Below are 16,927 nucleotides of genomic sequence, written 5' to 3'. Positions count from 1 at the left end.
ATGTCCTCCTTCAGGAAACTTTTGTCCTGTTCGCGTTGGGGTGATTGGCGGGCGGCCGGCCCAGAGTGACGTCTGGTGCCGGGCTGCCGGTCTTGGCCCGGCGTTTCAGCTGTTTGATCACAACCGGGCATTTGGTTTCGGATTGATACAGAACCTGGCAATGCAGGCAGTCGACGCATTCGTTCGGGTTGATCTCACCGGTCGGGTGGATCGCCTGAACGGGGCATTCATTGGCGCAGGTCTGGCAGGGGCTGCCGCATTCCTTGTAGCGGCGCAGCCAGTCGAACATCCGCACCCGTGCCGGGATCGCCAGTGCGGCCCCCAGCGGGCACAGGTAGCGGCAATAGAACCGCTCAACGAACAAACCCAGCCCCAGCAGCACCAGCGCAAAGACAACAAACGGCCAGTCGCGCACAAACTTCAGGATGATCGCGGTCTTGAACGGCTCCACTTCGGCATAGGTTTCCGCCAGCGGGATCGACACCATCGAAATGCCGAACAGTCCGAGGAAAATCATGTATTTCGCAGGCCACAACCGTTCATGCAGGCCCCACGGCAGTGTGATCTGCGGCACGCGGCACGAGCGGGCAATCTTGTTGGTCAGTTCCTGCAGCGCGCCGAACGGGCACAGCCAGCCGCAATAGGCGCCCCGCCCCCAGAACAGCAGCGCGGCGGCGACGGCAAACCACTGGATGAACACCAGCGGATCCAGCAGGAAGGCATCCCAGGAAAACCCGCCCCGCAAGCTGCCGGCAAGCGCCATCAGGTTCACCACGCTCAGCTGCGCGTTGGCGTACCAGCCCAGGAACACCAAGGTGACGGTCAGATACCCGATGCGGAACCAGTAGAAGACACGTGCATTCGCGGTTGCCTGGAACTGGAAGAAGAACACCCCCGTCAGCACCAGCAGCATCACGCCCAGAACGCTGATTTCCAGTGTGCGGTCCTTCCAGATCCGCTGCCACAGCGCCGCCTTGGCCGCGGCCTCGCCGGTATCATCATCCACCAGCTTGGGTGCAGGCGCGGCGGGCAGCAGATACTGCTCCGGCAGTTTGTAATCCAAATCAAAGGTCAGAAACGCCCGCTCCAGCGCGCCCACCGAGCGCTGCACCAAAAGCTGCAGGCGGAACGGCTCTGCCGGATCGAACTCCGCATCTGCCGGGATCCTGAACAGGTCCAGTTCACCAAAGCTGGGGCTGTCCGCCGTCGCCAGCTCCCCCAGCCGCTTGTGCTGCTTATCAAAGAACCGCACCGAGGCATCGCCCTGGATCAGCTGGATCCGGTCGAAGATGCCACCGCGCACATAGCCCGAACCCTTGAAGCTGTAGCTTCCGCGGCCCAGCACCAGAATGGCATGTTCGCCTTCCTTCAGCCAGGACCGCAGGTTCTGATACTCGGCCTCGCCCAGCAGCGATTTGCCGACCGACGGGACGGAGACCAGCGCCATCTGCATATCGATGAACGTATCGTCCGGAGCGCCGCGCTCACGCCGCCTGATTGCACGCTGGTCGCCCGTAGCCTCAAACGCCGCGTTTATCTGGCCCACATCCAGCGTCACCCGCCGCACCGAGCCGTCGCCTGCCAGCGTGGTCCAGTCCGCAACCGCCTCGCGGGCCATGTCGACCTCACGCTTCGGCCCGTCTGCCTGCACTGGCGACAGCCCGCCCAGCCCCAGCGCCCGCGCGACCTTGATGCCGGCCCGCACCAGACTGTCGTCGATCACCATGATGGTCACCGTCGCACCCGAGATAATGTCCAGATCATGGGCATCGCCGCCTGCCGCTGCCTCGGCCTTCAGGTCCAGCCCGGCATAGCTTTCGGTCAGCCTGACCATCTTGGCGTTCGGAATGCCGATCAGCACAATCGGTTCGGAATGCTTGACCAGCTTCACGCCGGTCAGCACTGCATCCGTATCAATCGCAGCCACCACATGGATCGGCTTGCCGCTATAGCCGGTGGTGCCGACAAAATCCGAGGTCAGAAAGGCATAGGCGATAACTTCGCCCGCTTTCAGCATCGGCGCCACCGGCACATCGCTGCGTACCGGACCGAACGCCTCGGCGCCGGGCACCAGGTCGGCAGGTGTCAGATCTGTCAGGAAAGAGTCGAGGCTGTCTGCCTCAGCACCCGCCGCGTTGAATACGGCGGCGAATGTTATCACAAGGGCTGTCATCCAGCCCCGAAAGGCGCGTGTCAGGACCATGGCGCCTCTCCTTTCATTAGAGTGGCTGCCACGGACGCGCGGGATGCGCGTTCGGATACTATCTTGGTTGTTAGCGGAGGCCCGCGGCCGTCGTGCCAGTATTGCGCCGGGTTCGGCTGCACGGCGGTTCCCGCAGGCAGCAGCACGGAGCAGTCTGCCGCCCGGCTGATATCAGAGCGAAAAGCACTAACCGGCCCGGCGCTGTTTTCAGCAGCGCACAGCGGACAGGTGCTGCATTTGGGGCAATCCTGCGCCTCGCCGCTGCCTTCCTCGGCGACTTGGATCTCCACCACGCCGAACTCACCGCAGATCTCGATCCATTCTCCGCCCGCCGCGGCCTGCGCCGCACCGGGGAAGGCAACCTGCACTACCAGCATGAAAATGGCGCACAGCCCCGCCAGCCGCCGGAACAACCCGGCGCGGCAAACGGAAGATATGAAAGAAGTGCGCGGCATCTGTTACAAGAATCTCTTGCTGCATTTGCCGCTGACACTAGAGGGAACTTCAGTGCCGTTATTTGATGTATGTCAGATAAATCAGAGATTCCGGACCGGTTGGCCACGGCCCGGAAGAGGGGCTAACCGCCCAGCAGATCAGCCATTCTCGAACCGCCGGAAAGCCAGGGTTATCACTCCCGCAATTGCCATATAGACCACCGCAAGCAGCAGCAGCGGCTCGTAAACGATAAAGGTATCAGACCGCACGCGCGAGGATACCGAGTAGATCTCCACCACCGTGATCGTCGCCACCAGTGGTGTCGCCTTCAGCTGCAGGATGGTTTCGCCGCCCAAGGTCGGCAGTACATTGCGGATCGCCTGCGGCAGCCAGATCCGGCGAAACATGGTGAAACGCGGCATGCCAAAGGATTTTGCGGCCTCCAGCTGCCCTTTGGCCACACCCGAGAATGCACCCCGCATCACTTCGCCCTCATAGCCTGCATAAGACAGCGACAGCGCAAGCACCGCATAGGGCCAGGCCTGACGCAGGTACGGCCACAGCTCGGACGAGCGGATCCAGGGAAACTGAGGGAACAGAGATCCCAACCCGTAATACAGCAACCATATCTGCAACAGCAAAGGTGTGCCGCGGATAATGGTGCAGAATGTGCGGGCCGGAATGGACAGATACCACGGCCCCACGGCCTGGGCTAACCCCAGCGGCACTGCCAGCAGGAACCCGATGACAAGGGATGCCGCCAGGATCCAGATCGTCGTCCACAGCCCTTCCAGCGCCAGCGGCGCGTACTTGGGCAGCCAGTCCCAGCGCAGCGAGACCGCGCACCAGATCACCAGCCCCGCAAAGATCAGCATCATGACAATACGGTGCGGCTGCATCAGCTCCTTGAGGCCGGTCATGACGTGCCCCCCTTCAGCGAAGGCTGGCCGCGCCGCGCCCATTTCTCAACCCGGGCGAAAACCGCGCCGGAGCACAGCGTCACCATCAGATAGAGGAACCCGGCGGCCAGGAAGAAGGTGAAATAGGCCCGCGTGCTGCTCGCCGCCTGGCGGGTCTCCAGCGTCAGCTCGTTAAAGCCGACAACCGCCAGCAGCGCCGTATCTTTGGTGGCAATCAGCCACAGGTTTGCCAGCCCCGGCACCGCAAAGCTCATCATTGCCGGGATCGTCACCCGGCGCATGATCATGAAGGCCGGCATGCCATAGGATTTCGCCGCCTCGATCTGCCCGACCGGCACCGCTTTGATCGCCCCGCGCAGCACTTCGGTGGCATAGGCGCCCTGCACCACCCCCAGCACCCAGATACCGGCTGCAACGCCGTTGATCTCAACCCGGCCGCCGCCCAAGCCTTCGGAGATTTTGTTGATGATATCGCTGCCCACGTAATAAAGGATCAGGATCAGCACCAGTTCCGGCACCGCCCGGATTACCGTGGTATAGATGGCGAGAAGATCGCGCGTGACCTTCCCGCCGTAGAGTTTGCCGTAGGCCCCGAACAGCCCGATCACCAGCCCCAGCCCATAAGCGCCAAAGGCGATCTGCAGGGAGTTGGCAAGCCCGCGCAGCAGGTTGCCCCCCCAGCCCGACAGCGACAGCAGCTCAGCGCTGGCGCCGAGGCCCAGTAGTTCAAACAGTCCGGTCATGGCAGCACCTTAGTAGATGCTGGTAGTGAAGTATTTGGCAGTGATCTTCTCATGGGTGCCGTCGGCCAGGACTGCGGCGATACCCTTGTTCAGTGCCTCACGCAGTGCATCGTCGCCCTTGCGCACGCCGGCACCGACACCGCGGCCCAGGATTGCGGGATCATCAGCAACCGCGCCTTTGATTTCGCAACAGCTGCCAGTATCGGAGCCCACAAAATCCGCCATTGCAATGCTGTCCGCCTGGGTCGCATCAATGCGGCCTGCAAACAGATCCTGGTTAGCCTCATCCTGGGTCTGATAAACCTTCAGCTCGGCATCCTTGAAGTATTCCTGCGCATAAGCCTGGTGGATGGTCGAGGCCTGAATGCCCACAATCTTGCCCGCCAGCGAGTCCGGCGTCGCCTCGATATCCATCGACTTGTCCGCCACGATCACCGCCGGGGTATTGTAATAGGGATCGCTGAAATCAATCGTCTTCAGCCGCTCCTCGGTGATCGACATCGAGGCCATGATGGCATCGACCTGCTGGCCGGTCAGCGACGGGATGATCCCATCCCAGGCCACAGGTGTAATCACGCAGTCCAGTTCTGCCGCCGCGCAAACCGCGCCGATCACCTCGACCTCCCAGCCGACCCAGTTGCCCGAGCTGTCGAGCGAGGCAAACGGCGGATAAGGCTCCGCGGCGATGCCGATCTTCACCTGTTCCGCAGCAGCGGCGCCAGCAGTCAGGGCGGCGGCTGCGGTGGCAGCGGCAAGCAATGCTTTCAGTTTCATAAGTCTCTCCCAGTTGATTATTATTGTGATGGTAGTGGATCAGGCGACCGAGCTCAGAAATTGCTTCAGCCGCTCTGATTGCGGATTGCCAAAGACCTCGGCAGGCGGTCCCTGCTCTTCGATGCGGCCCTGGTACAGATAGACGACATTGTTTGCGACTTCGCGCGCGAATTTCATTTCGTGGGTGACCAGCAGCATGGTGCGCCCCTCGGCAGCCAGATCGCGGATCACCGTCAGCACCTCCCCCACCAGTTCCGGATCCAGCGCCGACGTCGGCTCGTCAAACAGCATTGCAGACGGGTCCACAGCCAAGGCGCGTGCAATCGCCGCCCGCTGCTGCTGGCCGCCGGACAGATAGGCCGGAAAGGTGTCCTCCTTGCCGCCCAGCCCTACCCGCTCCAACAGTTCGCGGGCCCGTTCTATGGCTTCAGCCTTGGGCACCTTCAACACATGCACCGGCACCTCGATCACATTCTCTAGCAGCGTCCGGTGGGTCCACAGGTTGAACTGCTGGAACACCATCGCCAGCTTGGTGCGGATACGCTCGATCTGCTTTTGATTTGAAGGGCTGCCATCCTTGCGCATCGCAACATCTTCGCCACCGATCACAATCTTGCCCGAACTCGGTGTCTCCAGGAAATTGATGCAGCGCAACATGGTCGACTTGCCCGACCCGGAACCGCCGATAATCGCCACCACATCGCCCTGATGGGCGGTCAGGTTCACACCCTTCAGCACTTCCAGATTACCAAAGGACTTATGCAAATCCTCCACCCGGATCGCCTCGCGGTGCGTGGCGGGCTCCAATACTGATGCGGCCGCAGCGGCTGTGTCCATTTTTACATCACCCTGAATTTTCTGATTGCAGTAAGCCGCGATTCCAGTAATTATTCAAGTGTATAATTTCTCTGAATGGCAAAAAACAGGAGCTGAGGTGAGCGACGAGCGCCGTAAATTCAAACGCGAATCCGCCGAATCCCGGAAGGAAGCGCTGATTCTGGCCACGCTGGAGCTGGTGGCGGAAAACGGCGTACGCGGGGCTACTGTGCGGGGCATTGCCGAGCGCGCCGACGTCACTCAGGGGCTGATCCGGCATTACTTCAGCTCCAAGGAAGAGCTGATCACTGCCGCCTACGAACACCACATGACCTTCATGACCGACCAGACCTTTGCCCCGGCATCGGCTGTTCAGGGAACTGCACTGGAACGGCTCACTGCGTTTGTGACTGCCTCGCTGACCCCGCCGGTGGTGGATCCGCGCGCCATCGCGCTTTGGGCCAGTTTCCTGAACAAAGTGCAGCAGGACCCTCACATGAAGGCGACGCACGAACGCACATATGCCTATTTCCGCGACCAGCTGGAGGCGCTGATCACTGCCGCGCTGAACGAAGCGGGCCGCCCGGCCCCGCCTGCGCGGCTGCGCCAGCTGGCGATCGCCTGCAACGCGCTGATTGACGGGCTGTGGCTGGAAGGCGGCGCCCTGCCCGATGCCTTTGCACCGGGGGAGCTGGCAGAGATCGGGCGGCAATCGGTTGCCGCCATGACAGGACTGAACTTGAAACAAGGGGCTGAAACGTCATGAGGCTGACAGCAATCACCGAACGGCTGGCCGGTTTGGGCGGCGGCAAATGGGAAGTGCACCTGAAGGCACGGCAACTGGCCGAAGCCGGGGCTGATCTGGTTGAGATGACCATCGGCGAACCCGATGTGCCCACCCCCCCGGACCTGATCCAGACCGCCGCGCAGGCGATGCAGGCCGGCCGCACCGGCTATTCCGACGGCCGCGGCGAGGCGCGCCTGCGTGCCGCCCTGGCCGAGGCCTACAGTGCCAACCGCGGACGCGCGTTCGGGCTGGAGAACATCCTGTGTTTCCCCGGCACCCAGACTGCGCTGTATGCGGTGCTGCAGGGCGTCGCGGAACCGGGCTCCGAGGTGCTGGCAGGCGATCCGATGTATGCCACATACGAGGGCGTGATCCGCGCCTCCGGTGCCGATATGGTGCCGGTGCCGCTGCGGCCTGAGGCCGGGTTCAGGATGCAGGCCAGCGACATCGCGGCGCGCATCTCCCCGCGCAGCCGGGCCATCCTGCTCACCACCCCGCACAACCCGACCGGCGCCATCCTGACCGCCGATGGCCTGCGCGAAATCGGCGAGCTGGCGATCAAGCATGACCTCTGGATCATCTCTGACGAGGTCTACGAGCATCTGATTTTCGATGGTGCAGAATTCGTCTCCCCCCTCTCCGATCCTGCCCTGGCGGACCGGGTGATCGCGGTGTCTTCGATTTCCAAATCCCACGCCGCACCGGGCTTCCGCAGCGGCTGGTGTGCCGGACCTGCGGATTTCTGCACCGCGCTGCTGCCGGTGTCGGAAACCATGCTGTTTGGCAACCAGCCCTTCATCGCCGACATGACCGAAAAGGCCGTGCGCGATGGATCCCCCGTGGCGGCTGGCATGGCCGCCCGCTTTGCCGCCCGCGCGGACTTGCTGGTCCAGCGGCTGCACGGCGAGACTGAATTGCGCGTCCACCGCCCCGAAGCCGGCATGTTTGCCTTGATCGACGTCTCTGCCACCGGAATGGACGGCGATGCCTATGCCTGGGACCTATTGGAAAGCGGTGTCGCCGTGATGCCCGGCTCCGCCTTTGGCGACAGCCTCAAGACTTGGGTGCGCGTCGCTCTCACCATCGACGACACCAGTTTTGCCACCGCGCTGGACCGGATCACCGCTCATGCAAACCGTAAGGCAAGGAGCGTCGCATGACCGCAAAAACAGTTGGCGAGGCCCTGGTCTCGGGGCTGCAGAAACGCGGGGTTTCTTGCGTGTTCGGCATCCCCGGCGTCCATACGGTCGAGCTTTACCGCGGGCTGGCAGACTCAGGCATCCGCCATATCACTCCCCGCCACGAGCAAGGTGCAGGCTTCATGGCCGACGGTTATGCCCGCGTCTCCGGCCAACCGGGCGTGGCCTTTGTGATTACCGGCCCCGGCTTGACGAACACGCTGACACCGATGGCTCAGGCCCGTGCGGATTCGGTGCCGATGCTGGTGGTCTCGGGCGTCAACACCAGCGGCACGCTCGGCAAGGGCCACGGCCATCTCCACGAGCTGCCGGACCAGCACACGCTGGCCAAAACCGTGGCTCTGGTATCCGAACACGTGGCGCACCCTGCCGGATTGGAGGCAGCGTTGGATCACGCTTTTGCCCCCTTCTCCGCCAACCGCCCCGGCCCCACCCACATTCAGGTCCCGCTGGACATTGCAGGTGCAGCGTCAGTCGGCGGCACAACAGCTCCGCCTCCCGCGGCGCCTCCGCTTGACTTGACCCGGGTCACCGAAGCCGCAAACAGGCTTTTGGCAGCATCCAATGTGGTAATCCTGACCGGCGGCGGCGCAAAAACAGCGGGTGCAGACCTTCAGGCCCTGGCCGAACGCCTGGACGCCCCTGTCGTGCAAACCGTCAACGCCCGCGGCCTGATGCACGGCCACCCGCTGACTGTCCCCGCCAGTCCCAGCCTGCAAGCGGTCCGCGCTCTGATCGAACAGGCCGATTGCGTGCTGGCGCTGGGAACCGAATTGGGACCAACCGACTATGACATGTACGCCACCGGCAGCATGCCCCGGATGGCCGGGCTGATCCGGGTGGATATCTGCCTGGCCCAGCTTGCCCGGCACGAAACAGAGCTCGCCATCACCGGCCAGGCAGATCAGGCCGCTGCCGCGCTCTTGGCCGCCCTGCCCGGACCGGCGAAACAAAGCCAGGGCGCTGAACGTGCAGAGCACGCACGCGCTGCCGCATTTGAAGAAATCGGCCCGGGTTACCGCCGGCAGGTCGAGGTGCTGAACGCCATGCGTGCCGCAGTTCCAAGCGCCCTGATGATCGGCGATTCCACCCAGCCGATTTATGCCGGCAACCTCTACTACGACCACGACCGCCCCGGCGGCTGGTTCAACGCGGCCACCGGCTATGGCGCGCTTGGCTATGGCATTCCCGCTGCAATCGGCGCCGCCATCGCCGCGCCGGGCACACCTGTGATCTGCATCGCAGGCGACGGCGGCGCGCAATTCTCCCTGCCTGAGATCATGTCCGCGGTGGACGAAGACCTGCCCATTACTTTTGTCCTCTGGAACAACCGCGGCTATGGCGAAATCGCCGCCTCAATGGAGGCCGTGGACGTCCCCGTGGTGGGCTGCGACCCGACCCCGCCGGATTTTGAGGCCGCGGCCAAATCCTTTGGCATCCCCTTCACCCGCGTCCCGATGGAGCCGCAGACAATTGCCGCCGCACTCAGTGAGGCCAGCGGGCGCGGCACTCCCTCCATCCTCGAAATCAACATCACCGGATCCGGTCCGGGACAGGAGTAATCCCATGCGAAATCCGACTTTTGAGTTCACCCGCGCCATCACCCGCCGCCCTGCGGCCTCCATCGCAAACGGACTGCGCGCCGAGGACATCGGCAACCCGGACCTGGACAGCATGCTGGCTGCCCATGCCGCCTATGTCGCCGCCCTGCGCAGCACCGGCGCCGAGGTGATTGAGCTGGATCCGCTGGACGCCTACCCCGACGCGCAGTTTGTCGAGGACACTGCCCTGTGCCTGCCGCAGGGCGCCATCCTGATGCGCCCCGGAGCTCCATCCCGCTTGGGCGAAGTGGCTGAAATGGCCCCGGCCCTGCGCGGCTGCTACGACACCATCCGCGAAATCAAAGGCCCCGGCCATATTGAAGGCGGCGACATTCTGGTGACCGGCACCGAAATCCTGGTCGGCCGCTCCGACCGTACCGATGCCGCAGGTGTAGCCGAACTGGCTGAAATCACCGCCGATTGGGGCCACACACTGCGTGAGGTGTTCACTCCCGAGGGCGTCCTGCACTTCAAGACCGACTGCTCGCTGATGGATGCCGAGACCATCCTCTCCACCAAACGCCTGGATGCTTCAGGGTGTTTTGAAGGTTACCGAGTACTGCGTGTGGCTGAGGGCGAGGAAGCGGCGGCCAATGCCATCCGGTTCAACAATCTTGTGCTGATGGCAGCAGGTTTCCCGCGCACTGCAGATGTGCTCGACAAGGCAGGCTACCAGATCGTTGAAATCGACAACACCGACTGCGCCAAACTGGACGGCGGCATGTCTTGCCTGTCCCTGCGGTTCTGACCCCGGCAGCGAAAGCCCTGGAGCTATTCCGCGCAGCGGCGGCAACCAAAGCTGCGCGGAACTCCGGCGCGGATCGGTCCCCCCCAAAGCACTCGCCAGCCTCCATTGAGCGGCGATGCTCAATTGCCGTGACGGCGCTATGATGGATCCAACGAGGGCAATTTGATATAAAAATGCTCTTGGCTCATCACAACCACCGGAGAGTGGCAGATGAGAAATGAACTGAACGACTACCGGCTGGCGCCGGCAGGATCGGCGATATGGTTTTCCAGTTACTGAAGTACGATGTCTTCAGTGACCGCTCCGTTGGTGGTTGAAAAATACCCCCGCCCCCGGAACCGGCAGCCCCGGTTGCGTCTGCGGATCGCCGGAAATTCCCGCTGCGCCCGGTAAGACGAACGGCCCTTCATCTTGCGCACCAGATCCGAAATGGCGAGCTTGGGCGGCACGGAAACGAACATATGCGCGTGGTCGCTCGACAGCACCCCGCGCAAGAGGCCGGCACCGTTCTCAGTACAGACCTGGCGGCAAATGTCGCGCACCCGCAGGCGCAACGCCCCGCGCAGCACCTTATAGCGGTATTTGGTGGACCACACGATCTGATAGCGGTGGTAGAAAACGCAGTGTTTCCCGGTATCACATTGCATGGCCTTACCCTCGGAAAAATGAGCCTTCGACCCGGCTGCGGCTCATTTTTCCGAGGGTAAGGCCACAACCGGATTCTTTCACGCTAAAGCGGTTCCGGCTGGAAGCCGGAGGGTTTGCTCCAGAGAGTGGATACTCAAAAGTCATAGCGGGAAGATCGTCAAGGACATCAGGCAGGCGCCCGGCAAGCAGTATTCCTTTGATGAGAAGATCAGATCCGCCTTGAAGAGGGCAGTGTAACGGGGACAGAAATTCGCAACTGCGCCGCCGGGAGGGTATATCACAGGGTGATTACCGCAAATGGTCGAAGGAAGCTATCAAAGCCGGAAAGAAGCGGTTGGCCGGTGACGTCGGTACAGAGGCAATTTGCGACGCCCAGACCCGTCCGGCGATGCGGTATGCTGCGGTAGCGTCGGCAGAGCAGAAAGCCTTGTCGCCACTGCATCACACATGGAACTTCCTTGTCCGGCAGCAAAGGCAACGGATCAACGGGCTCCGTGGTATGACGGCGGAGTTGGCATCCACATCGCCCGGGGCCCGGCCCAGTTATCTGGTTTGCATAAGATGAATTAGTCTCGATGTTATCTGACACCGCCCCCTTCTCAGCACGTTGAACTGGGGGCAGCGCATCTCTTGAAGGAGATGATGGCTGGCCGTTTTTATGGTGGTGCAAACCCAACCGCAAAACGAGGCAACCACAATGCTGAACTCTACCGATAAGATCATCAAACACAAAACCGGTCTGCTGAACTTGGCCGAGGAACTGGGCAATGTCAGCAAAGCCTGCCAGGTGATGCGCTGCAGCCGTGACACGTTCTATCGCTATAAATCAACCGTCGAGGACGGGGGCGTCGAAGCCCTGTTTGAGCGCACCCGGCGCAAGCCCAACTTGGCCAATCGGGTTGACAAGGCGACCGAACAGGCGGTCATCAAATCCGCCACCTATTTCCCGGCCTATGGCCAAGCCCGCACCTCCAACGAGCTGCGCAAACTGGGCATCTTTGTCTCGCCATCCGGCCGAAAGTGCAATCTCGGGGTAACTTCCCAGCCCAAACTCCCGGCGCTTGTTGCCGACTGTGACACGTAGCACCCATGATTTTCCCGCATTTGGAGTGATTTGAAGCAACAATCCCGACACACCACCGACAGCAACAGTGTGATTTCGACCATGACCCGGATGCTTCAGGCGCTTTACTTCGAGCGCAGTCAGTTCTTTTGCTCGTCTAGGCATGCAACCTACCCAACATACTACCTGCCTAAAAAAACACTATTGTATCGGTTTGGAAAGGCTTCAACCGGACGACTGGAAATGCGTCACGTCGGCAAGAGCCTTGTTTTACTGGCACTTTTCGGTCGCCATCAGACTAAAAAGAAAGTGTGAATGGCGGAGACGAAGGGATTCGAACCCTCGAGACCCTTCCGGGCCTACTCCCTTAACTTTAAGGCTATCGAACGAAAAACGTGTGTGGTAACCGTGTGTGGTTTTCCTCAAGCTGAACTACAGATGCCAAGATTTATCCAGAAACGTAGACGCAAATGGTATGCGGTCCTTGAGGTGCCCAAAGACTTGCGGCCACGTCTAAAGAAAAGTCGTTTCGTTCAATCACTGAAGACTGAGAGCCAGTCAGAAGCTGAACGCCTCTGCTTACCGGTCATCCATGAGTGGAAAGAACTGATCGAGAGTGTCCGTAGCGGCCTTCCTCCAACTGATGCCATCCTAGCGATGCGACAACACAAGCTTCTGCTGAAACAGAAAGGCGTTCCAGAGCACGAAGTTGACTTGGTACATGCTGAGCTTGCGACCGAAACCGATGAACTCGCAGAGGCACATTTGGTCGTTTACGGAGATTGGCTAGTCCTATCTGAGCATATAAACGATTTTGCTGAACGTCTGTCAGATCAACCCAAGACGATTGACATGAAGCAGCGTGATCTTCTTCGGTTCTCAAAAATGTTTAAGTACGCCCACGATGCCACTACCACCAGTGTACAGGAGTGGGTTGAGAATGATCTGATCGGCAAGGATGGGCTGGCGCTCACTACTTGCAGGCGAGTAATTTCAAACTGCAGGGGCTACTGGAAATACCTTCAGCGACATCAAAAGCTTGAACTGGCACCGCCCTTCGATAACGTTGTGCCTCGCAAGAACAGCCGGGCAAACCGCTCTGCCAACTCCAAGCGCCAGCATTTCACCAAAGCAGATTTCCAGACCTTGATCCGAGCAGCAGACGATGACTCTCAGCTCAAAGACCTTATCTACCTTGGAGCCTACACCGGGGCCAGAATTGAGGAGTTATGCAGCCTCAAGCTCAGCAGTGTGGACAGCAATTCTTTCAGCATAGAAGACGCAAAAACGTCTGCTGGGATACGCACAGTGCCCATTCATTCCGTGATCAAGCCCCTAGTTGACCGACTGCGAGCAACAAGCGAGGATGGATTTTTGCTGTCCGGGCTGACCTTCAACAAGTACGGCGATCGTTCAAATGCGATAGGCAAGAAATTTGGTCGGCTAAAGGGTCGGTGCGGATACGGGCGTACGTTGGTCTTTCATTCTCTCAGGAAGGGGGTAGCTACACAGTTGGAAGAAGCTGGCATTCCAGAGAACATTTCCGCACGCCTAATTGGTCATGAACTGAAAACCATGACGTATGGTCTGTACTCTGGTGGCGTGACATTCGAAACGCTGCAAGAAGCCATCGAGAAGCTGGACTGGGGAGGCTGAAACCGCCACAGAAGAGCCACCACAGCCCACCACGTGCAAAAAGGCAGAAGAAGTAGCCCTTCAACCGTCCCGCACTTCAGGCGGGCTTCTGCAGCTCCCCCTGGCTGCTCCATCGCAAATGATGGTGGACTAAGTAGCTTTTCGGCGCCCAGCGCAAAAACGTGAAAAAAATGCGTGATCGCTCTCCACATCACCGCAAGGCAGGGTTACTTAAACAATGATCCCTCCCCCAGTATGTCCGAGATACGCTTTCCCTTGCTCGTCCCATCGATGTTGATCCTGTGATCCCAGGCCCTGGTTCCTGTCCCTTTGCCAATAAAAAAGGAAGAACAGGATTATTCCGGGGGTCCTTTAAAGCGTAGACATGGTATGATCCAGACAAATAATCCTCCACTTATTCAATAAATTCCACTACTTATCGGAATTGTCTACTATATGGGAACCGAAGGTTGCCACTTAAGATCAAGTCTTTGGCAACCTCCATATTTTTATAATTACTAAAGATAGTAACCTTTTATCCTAATCTTCCCACTAGGTTCTTCTAAAGAGCAAGCTACCATAACACTGATTTCTTCAGGTCTATCGTGGGTGCGACAGTGTTCCAGAATATAACTGTTCGCCACTTCCCGAAGGACATTAAGTCCAGCCACCTTATCTGACGATTTAACAATCAGACAGTCATGCATGGGGTATCCAGGAATGCCTCTATTGTGTAGCTGCTGGATAGTCCTCAGGACAATCTGACTCTCATGATATGTGATGAAACCAGCCCCATTGTAGTAATCCCGATCAAGATGCTTAAGAGCAGGCACCCACTCTAGGATCTTGTCTCGATAAATCTTGAACACTGATTCATCGACACCGTGCTTGAACTGCAATTCCTGTGAAGGCTTAGCCTTACATGGGTTTCCGCAACCGATGAGCTCAACTCCAACAGCCTTGATCACAGATCTTTCTTGAGCAGCCTGCTTGGTTCCTTCACCGTAGATTTCATCCGCCATGTGGCCGTAAAGGTCACTCCAGGCACCGTTTTCACGACCCGTATCCTTGATTTTGTAGCCCATCAACGAAGAGAACAACACAGCTTGAGCAGCATTCAGATCAATCTGAACAATGGGCTCTCCATCAATTTTACAGTGCAGCCTGTGGTCCCCCTCAAGGCCCGTATAAGCCCCGTAGAACCTTCCACCAGCATCCAACCTTTCACCATGAAAAACCCTTCCTACAGAGCCACAGAACGCCTGTGCGGAGCCCTGGTCTGGTAGCTGAAGCGGGTGCTTCTGGTAATACCTATTGAGCTCTTCCACCTCTTCATTCAGCAGATGGTAGGGTTTACAAAATTTCCTCTCCGCCTTTCGAACGCCTAACTTTGGCGAAGACTTCCCCCTTGCCTTTCGGCTTTCTCTCTGAGCTCGTGTTTCTTTCTCGCTGATCAGTAGCTGCGGCCTTCCAACATCAATGAATTGGGCACCATCGTATAGAGGCGAGTGCTGCAAAGACTGATCAACCTCATAAAGGGTAGTCACCTTGCTCGAGAAAGAATTTCCCTCATCGTCAATCCCATGGGACCATACTCCTGTCCCCTGAACGTAACGCAGGAACTTTCCCTGCAGTCTCGAGGCTAGCCTTTGGACAATCGCCCACCCCACCAAAGGAAATTTCGACCAAAAGTCTTTCACCTTTGGGCAGGCAAGAAGTCTGTTGGCCTGCAAGCACCAACGGCCAGTATAAAGGAATGATGCCATCGCATCCTGTTCCCTTTGTGACGGCGACACTACGCCTACCTGCGTCAGGGTGTCCGCCACCCATTCCTTTGCTTCACAATTGTAAGCCCTCCACACGGGCCGAAAAAAATTCACTGTTTCAAGTTCTGCAACCATATACTTTCCTTCTAATTTGGCAGCACAAACGCAAAAAAGACCCCAGAAGGGTCTAAGCCTGCTAAAAGGCAGGAAACGATGTGCTAGGTTTTGTGAAAATCCAGGGGCATTACTGCCACCTGACGTCAGAACGACAAAGGGCCAGCCTCATCGACTAGCCCAATCATTCTGTCCGGCCCTTATATCAATCTTTTGGCGTATTGCAAGGCAAAACTCCGCATCAGATTGTATGTCTGAAAATTTCAGGAGTACATCGGGTGGACCGCAGATCAAGCGAGCATGTCATTTTATACAATAAATTCAGTAACTTAATTCAATATCCACCTCTACCTAACATCACATCGGAGACATGAAGGACCTTAGACCAATTTCCGCTGTAGCTCACAGTTCGGACCCAGAAAGCTTGGCCACGTACACTCCCTTACGACAGGATTGTTTGCCCACCACAGCAGGCAAACGTATGAGTTCTCGAGTTGATCAACTGATCCGATAGTCAGAAGATCAGAGGATCGTTTTCTAGGAAGAAGCCCAGGTCTGTATCTTCGACAATGATTGTCGTGGAACCAAATTTCACCCGAACGTCATCCTCGAGCTGTTGTAGCTCCAAGTCTTCTATGCCAACTGAACCTTTCACCCAAATGGAATCTCTTTTCGAGTTAAACCCCCTCACTGTGTCATTCCCATGGCTGCCATTAAAAACGAATAAATCTCTACCGGCATTACCCAACAACAGGTCGTCGCCTGCACCACCAGTAATAGTATCTGCCCCCCCTCCGCCTCTAATCGTATCGGCTCCATTGCCTCCCTTCAGGTAATCGCTCTGCCTACCCCCGTTTATCCTATCATCCCCGGCCCCACCTAGAAGGCGATCATTTCCAGCGCCCCCAAAAAGGCTATCGTCACCGGAGTTTGCCACAATTTTGTCTGCCCCGCTGAATCCAATCAGCCTATCTGAGTAGTCAGTACCCAGAACTTTGTCATTACCGGACAAGATACTTTGAAAATCACCAAAGGCTAAATGATTGCCAAGCTGTTGGTCCACGATGCTTACATTGTAATTGAATACAATGCGGCCCTCCGACCGGACCGTAAAGCCTTCCAAATAATTACCAGATGAGGAGTCATCATAAACCAACTCTAGGGAGTCGACACAATCCGAATCCCAAACGATGAAACGTGCGACCACGTAAACATCTCCAAGAACCCTGGTGTGAACTAAAGTCCTTGTCACATCACTTCCAAACATCTCTCCTTCAAAGTTCATTTTGAATCCATTGCCTAATTCATTAAAAAACTTAATTTCGGACATTGATCTACCCTTGATTTTATTAAGTTATCTCTAGCTATACTTCCGAAGCGAAACAAGACCTCCGCATTTTTGGGCGGCAAGTCTACCAACTAGGTACAGCCTGATGTTGCTGGTCGCATGTTACTGCCAGATGGTAACATTAAGA

At 58.4% G+C, this 16,927-nt stretch carries 14 protein-coding genes and 2 pseudogenes; 6 read left to right on the top strand and 10 right to left on the bottom strand.

Going from position 1 to position 16,927, the window contains the following annotated elements:
• Positions 1-10: 10 nt before the first annotated feature.
• From AQUI_RS0112575 to AQUI_RS0112550, 6 genes are all read right to left on the bottom strand, one after another.
• A complete protein-coding gene (locus tag AQUI_RS0112575; protein ID WP_027257824.1) occupies positions 11-2,203 on the bottom strand; it encodes a NosR/NirI family protein in 2,193 nt (730 codons plus the stop codon).
• Positions 2,194-2,658 carry a hypothetical protein gene (locus AQUI_RS0112570; RefSeq protein ID WP_027257823.1) on the bottom strand — a complete coding sequence of 155 codons (465 nt, stop codon included), beginning with the start codon at positions 2,656-2,658 and terminating at the stop codon, positions 2,194-2,196. Before AQUI_RS0112570 ends, AQUI_RS0112575 begins: the two co-directional genes overlap by 10 nt.
• A gap of 138 nt (positions 2,659-2,796) precedes the next feature.
• Positions 2,797-3,558: an ABC transporter permease gene (locus AQUI_RS0112565; RefSeq protein ID WP_027257822.1), complete on the bottom strand. Its 762-nt coding sequence runs from the start codon at positions 3,556-3,558 to the stop codon at positions 2,797-2,799.
• Entirely contained in the window at positions 3,555-4,301 is a 747-nt protein-coding gene (locus AQUI_RS0112560; RefSeq protein ID WP_027257821.1) for an ABC transporter permease, read from the bottom strand. The genes AQUI_RS0112565 and AQUI_RS0112560 overlap by 4 nt, the downstream gene beginning before the upstream one ends.
• Before the next feature lie 9 nt (positions 4,302-4,310).
• The gene (locus AQUI_RS0112555; RefSeq protein WP_027257820.1) at positions 4,311-5,075 is read right to left on the bottom strand and encodes a transporter substrate-binding domain-containing protein; all 765 of its coding nucleotides are present in this window, start codon (positions 5,073-5,075) and stop codon (positions 4,311-4,313) included.
• Between the two features lie 39 nt (positions 5,076-5,114).
• Complete coding sequence (locus AQUI_RS0112550) at positions 5,115-5,912, bottom strand: ABC transporter ATP-binding protein (RefSeq protein WP_027257819.1); 798 nt, start codon at positions 5,910-5,912, stop codon at positions 5,115-5,117.
• A 97-nt stretch (positions 5,913-6,009) separates the two neighbouring features.
• On the opposite strand from AQUI_RS0112550, the gene AQUI_RS0112545 reads away from it, so the two are divergent.
• From AQUI_RS0112545 to AQUI_RS0112530, 4 genes are read left to right on the top strand one after another with little or no spacing between them, the layout of a single operon-like run.
• Positions 6,010-6,657: a TetR/AcrR family transcriptional regulator gene (locus tag AQUI_RS0112545; RefSeq protein ID WP_027257818.1), complete on the top strand. Its 648-nt coding sequence runs from the start codon at positions 6,010-6,012 to the stop codon at positions 6,655-6,657.
• Positions 6,654-7,838: a pyridoxal phosphate-dependent aminotransferase gene (locus tag AQUI_RS0112540; RefSeq protein ID WP_027257817.1), complete on the top strand. Its 1,185-nt coding sequence runs from the start codon at positions 6,654-6,656 to the stop codon at positions 7,836-7,838. Before AQUI_RS0112545 ends, AQUI_RS0112540 begins: the two co-directional genes overlap by 4 nt.
• Positions 7,835-9,439, top strand: a complete 1,605-nt coding sequence (locus AQUI_RS0112535; RefSeq protein WP_027257816.1) for a 5-guanidino-2-oxopentanoate decarboxylase — start codon at positions 7,835-7,837, stop codon at positions 9,437-9,439. Before AQUI_RS0112540 ends, AQUI_RS0112535 begins: the two co-directional genes overlap by 4 nt.
• Positions 9,440-9,443: 4 nt before the next feature.
• Positions 9,444-10,226, top strand: coding sequence for an arginine deiminase family protein (locus AQUI_RS0112530; RefSeq protein WP_027257815.1), 783 nt, complete (start codon positions 9,444-9,446; stop codon positions 10,224-10,226).
• Positions 10,227-10,498: 272 nt separating this feature from the next.
• Here the strand turns inward: AQUI_RS0112530 and tnpA are convergent, their stop codons facing one another.
• Positions 10,499-10,873, bottom strand: coding sequence for an IS200/IS605 family transposase (gene tnpA, locus AQUI_RS0112525; RefSeq protein ID WP_027257814.1), 375 nt, complete (start codon positions 10,871-10,873; stop codon positions 10,499-10,501).
• A 698-nt stretch (positions 10,874-11,571) separates the two neighbouring features.
• Between tnpA and AQUI_RS27840 the strand changes: the two are divergent.
• Positions 11,572-11,889, top strand: a pseudogene (locus AQUI_RS27840) (helix-turn-helix domain-containing protein); the annotation flags it as partial.
• A gap of 57 nt (positions 11,890-11,946) precedes the next feature.
• Here AQUI_RS27840 and AQUI_RS32355 read toward each other — a convergent pair.
• Positions 11,947-12,102: pseudogene (locus AQUI_RS32355) on the bottom strand (integrase); the annotation flags it as partial.
• Between the two features lie 150 nt (positions 12,103-12,252).
• Between AQUI_RS32355 and AQUI_RS29285 the strand changes: the two are divergent.
• Positions 12,253-13,593 (top strand): tyrosine-type recombinase/integrase, encoded by a 1,341-nt coding sequence (locus AQUI_RS29285; RefSeq protein WP_027257813.1) that lies wholly within the window; start codon positions 12,253-12,255, stop codon positions 13,591-13,593.
• 497 nt (positions 13,594-14,090) lie between these two features.
• On the opposite strand, the gene AQUI_RS0112510 is transcribed toward AQUI_RS29285, so the two are convergent.
• Together AQUI_RS0112510 and AQUI_RS29280 are read right to left on the bottom strand one after the other, a co-directional pair.
• Complete coding sequence (locus AQUI_RS0112510; protein ID WP_027257812.1) at positions 14,091-15,473, bottom strand: hypothetical protein; 1,383 nt, start codon at positions 15,471-15,473, stop codon at positions 14,091-14,093.
• A gap of 493 nt (positions 15,474-15,966) precedes the next feature.
• On the bottom strand, positions 15,967-16,782 hold the full coding sequence (locus tag AQUI_RS29280) for a calcium-binding protein (RefSeq protein ID WP_051371888.1): 816 nt from the start codon (positions 16,780-16,782) through the stop codon (positions 15,967-15,969).
• Between the last annotated feature and the right edge of the window lie 145 nt (positions 16,783-16,927).

This window comes from Leisingera aquimarina DSM 24565 (assembly GCF_000473165.1).
Taxonomy (GTDB): Bacteria; Pseudomonadota; Alphaproteobacteria; order Rhodobacterales; family Rhodobacteraceae; genus Leisingera; species Leisingera aquimarina.
Note: the sequence above shows the minus strand (reverse complement) of the source record. Positions and strands in the feature narration are given on the sequence as shown.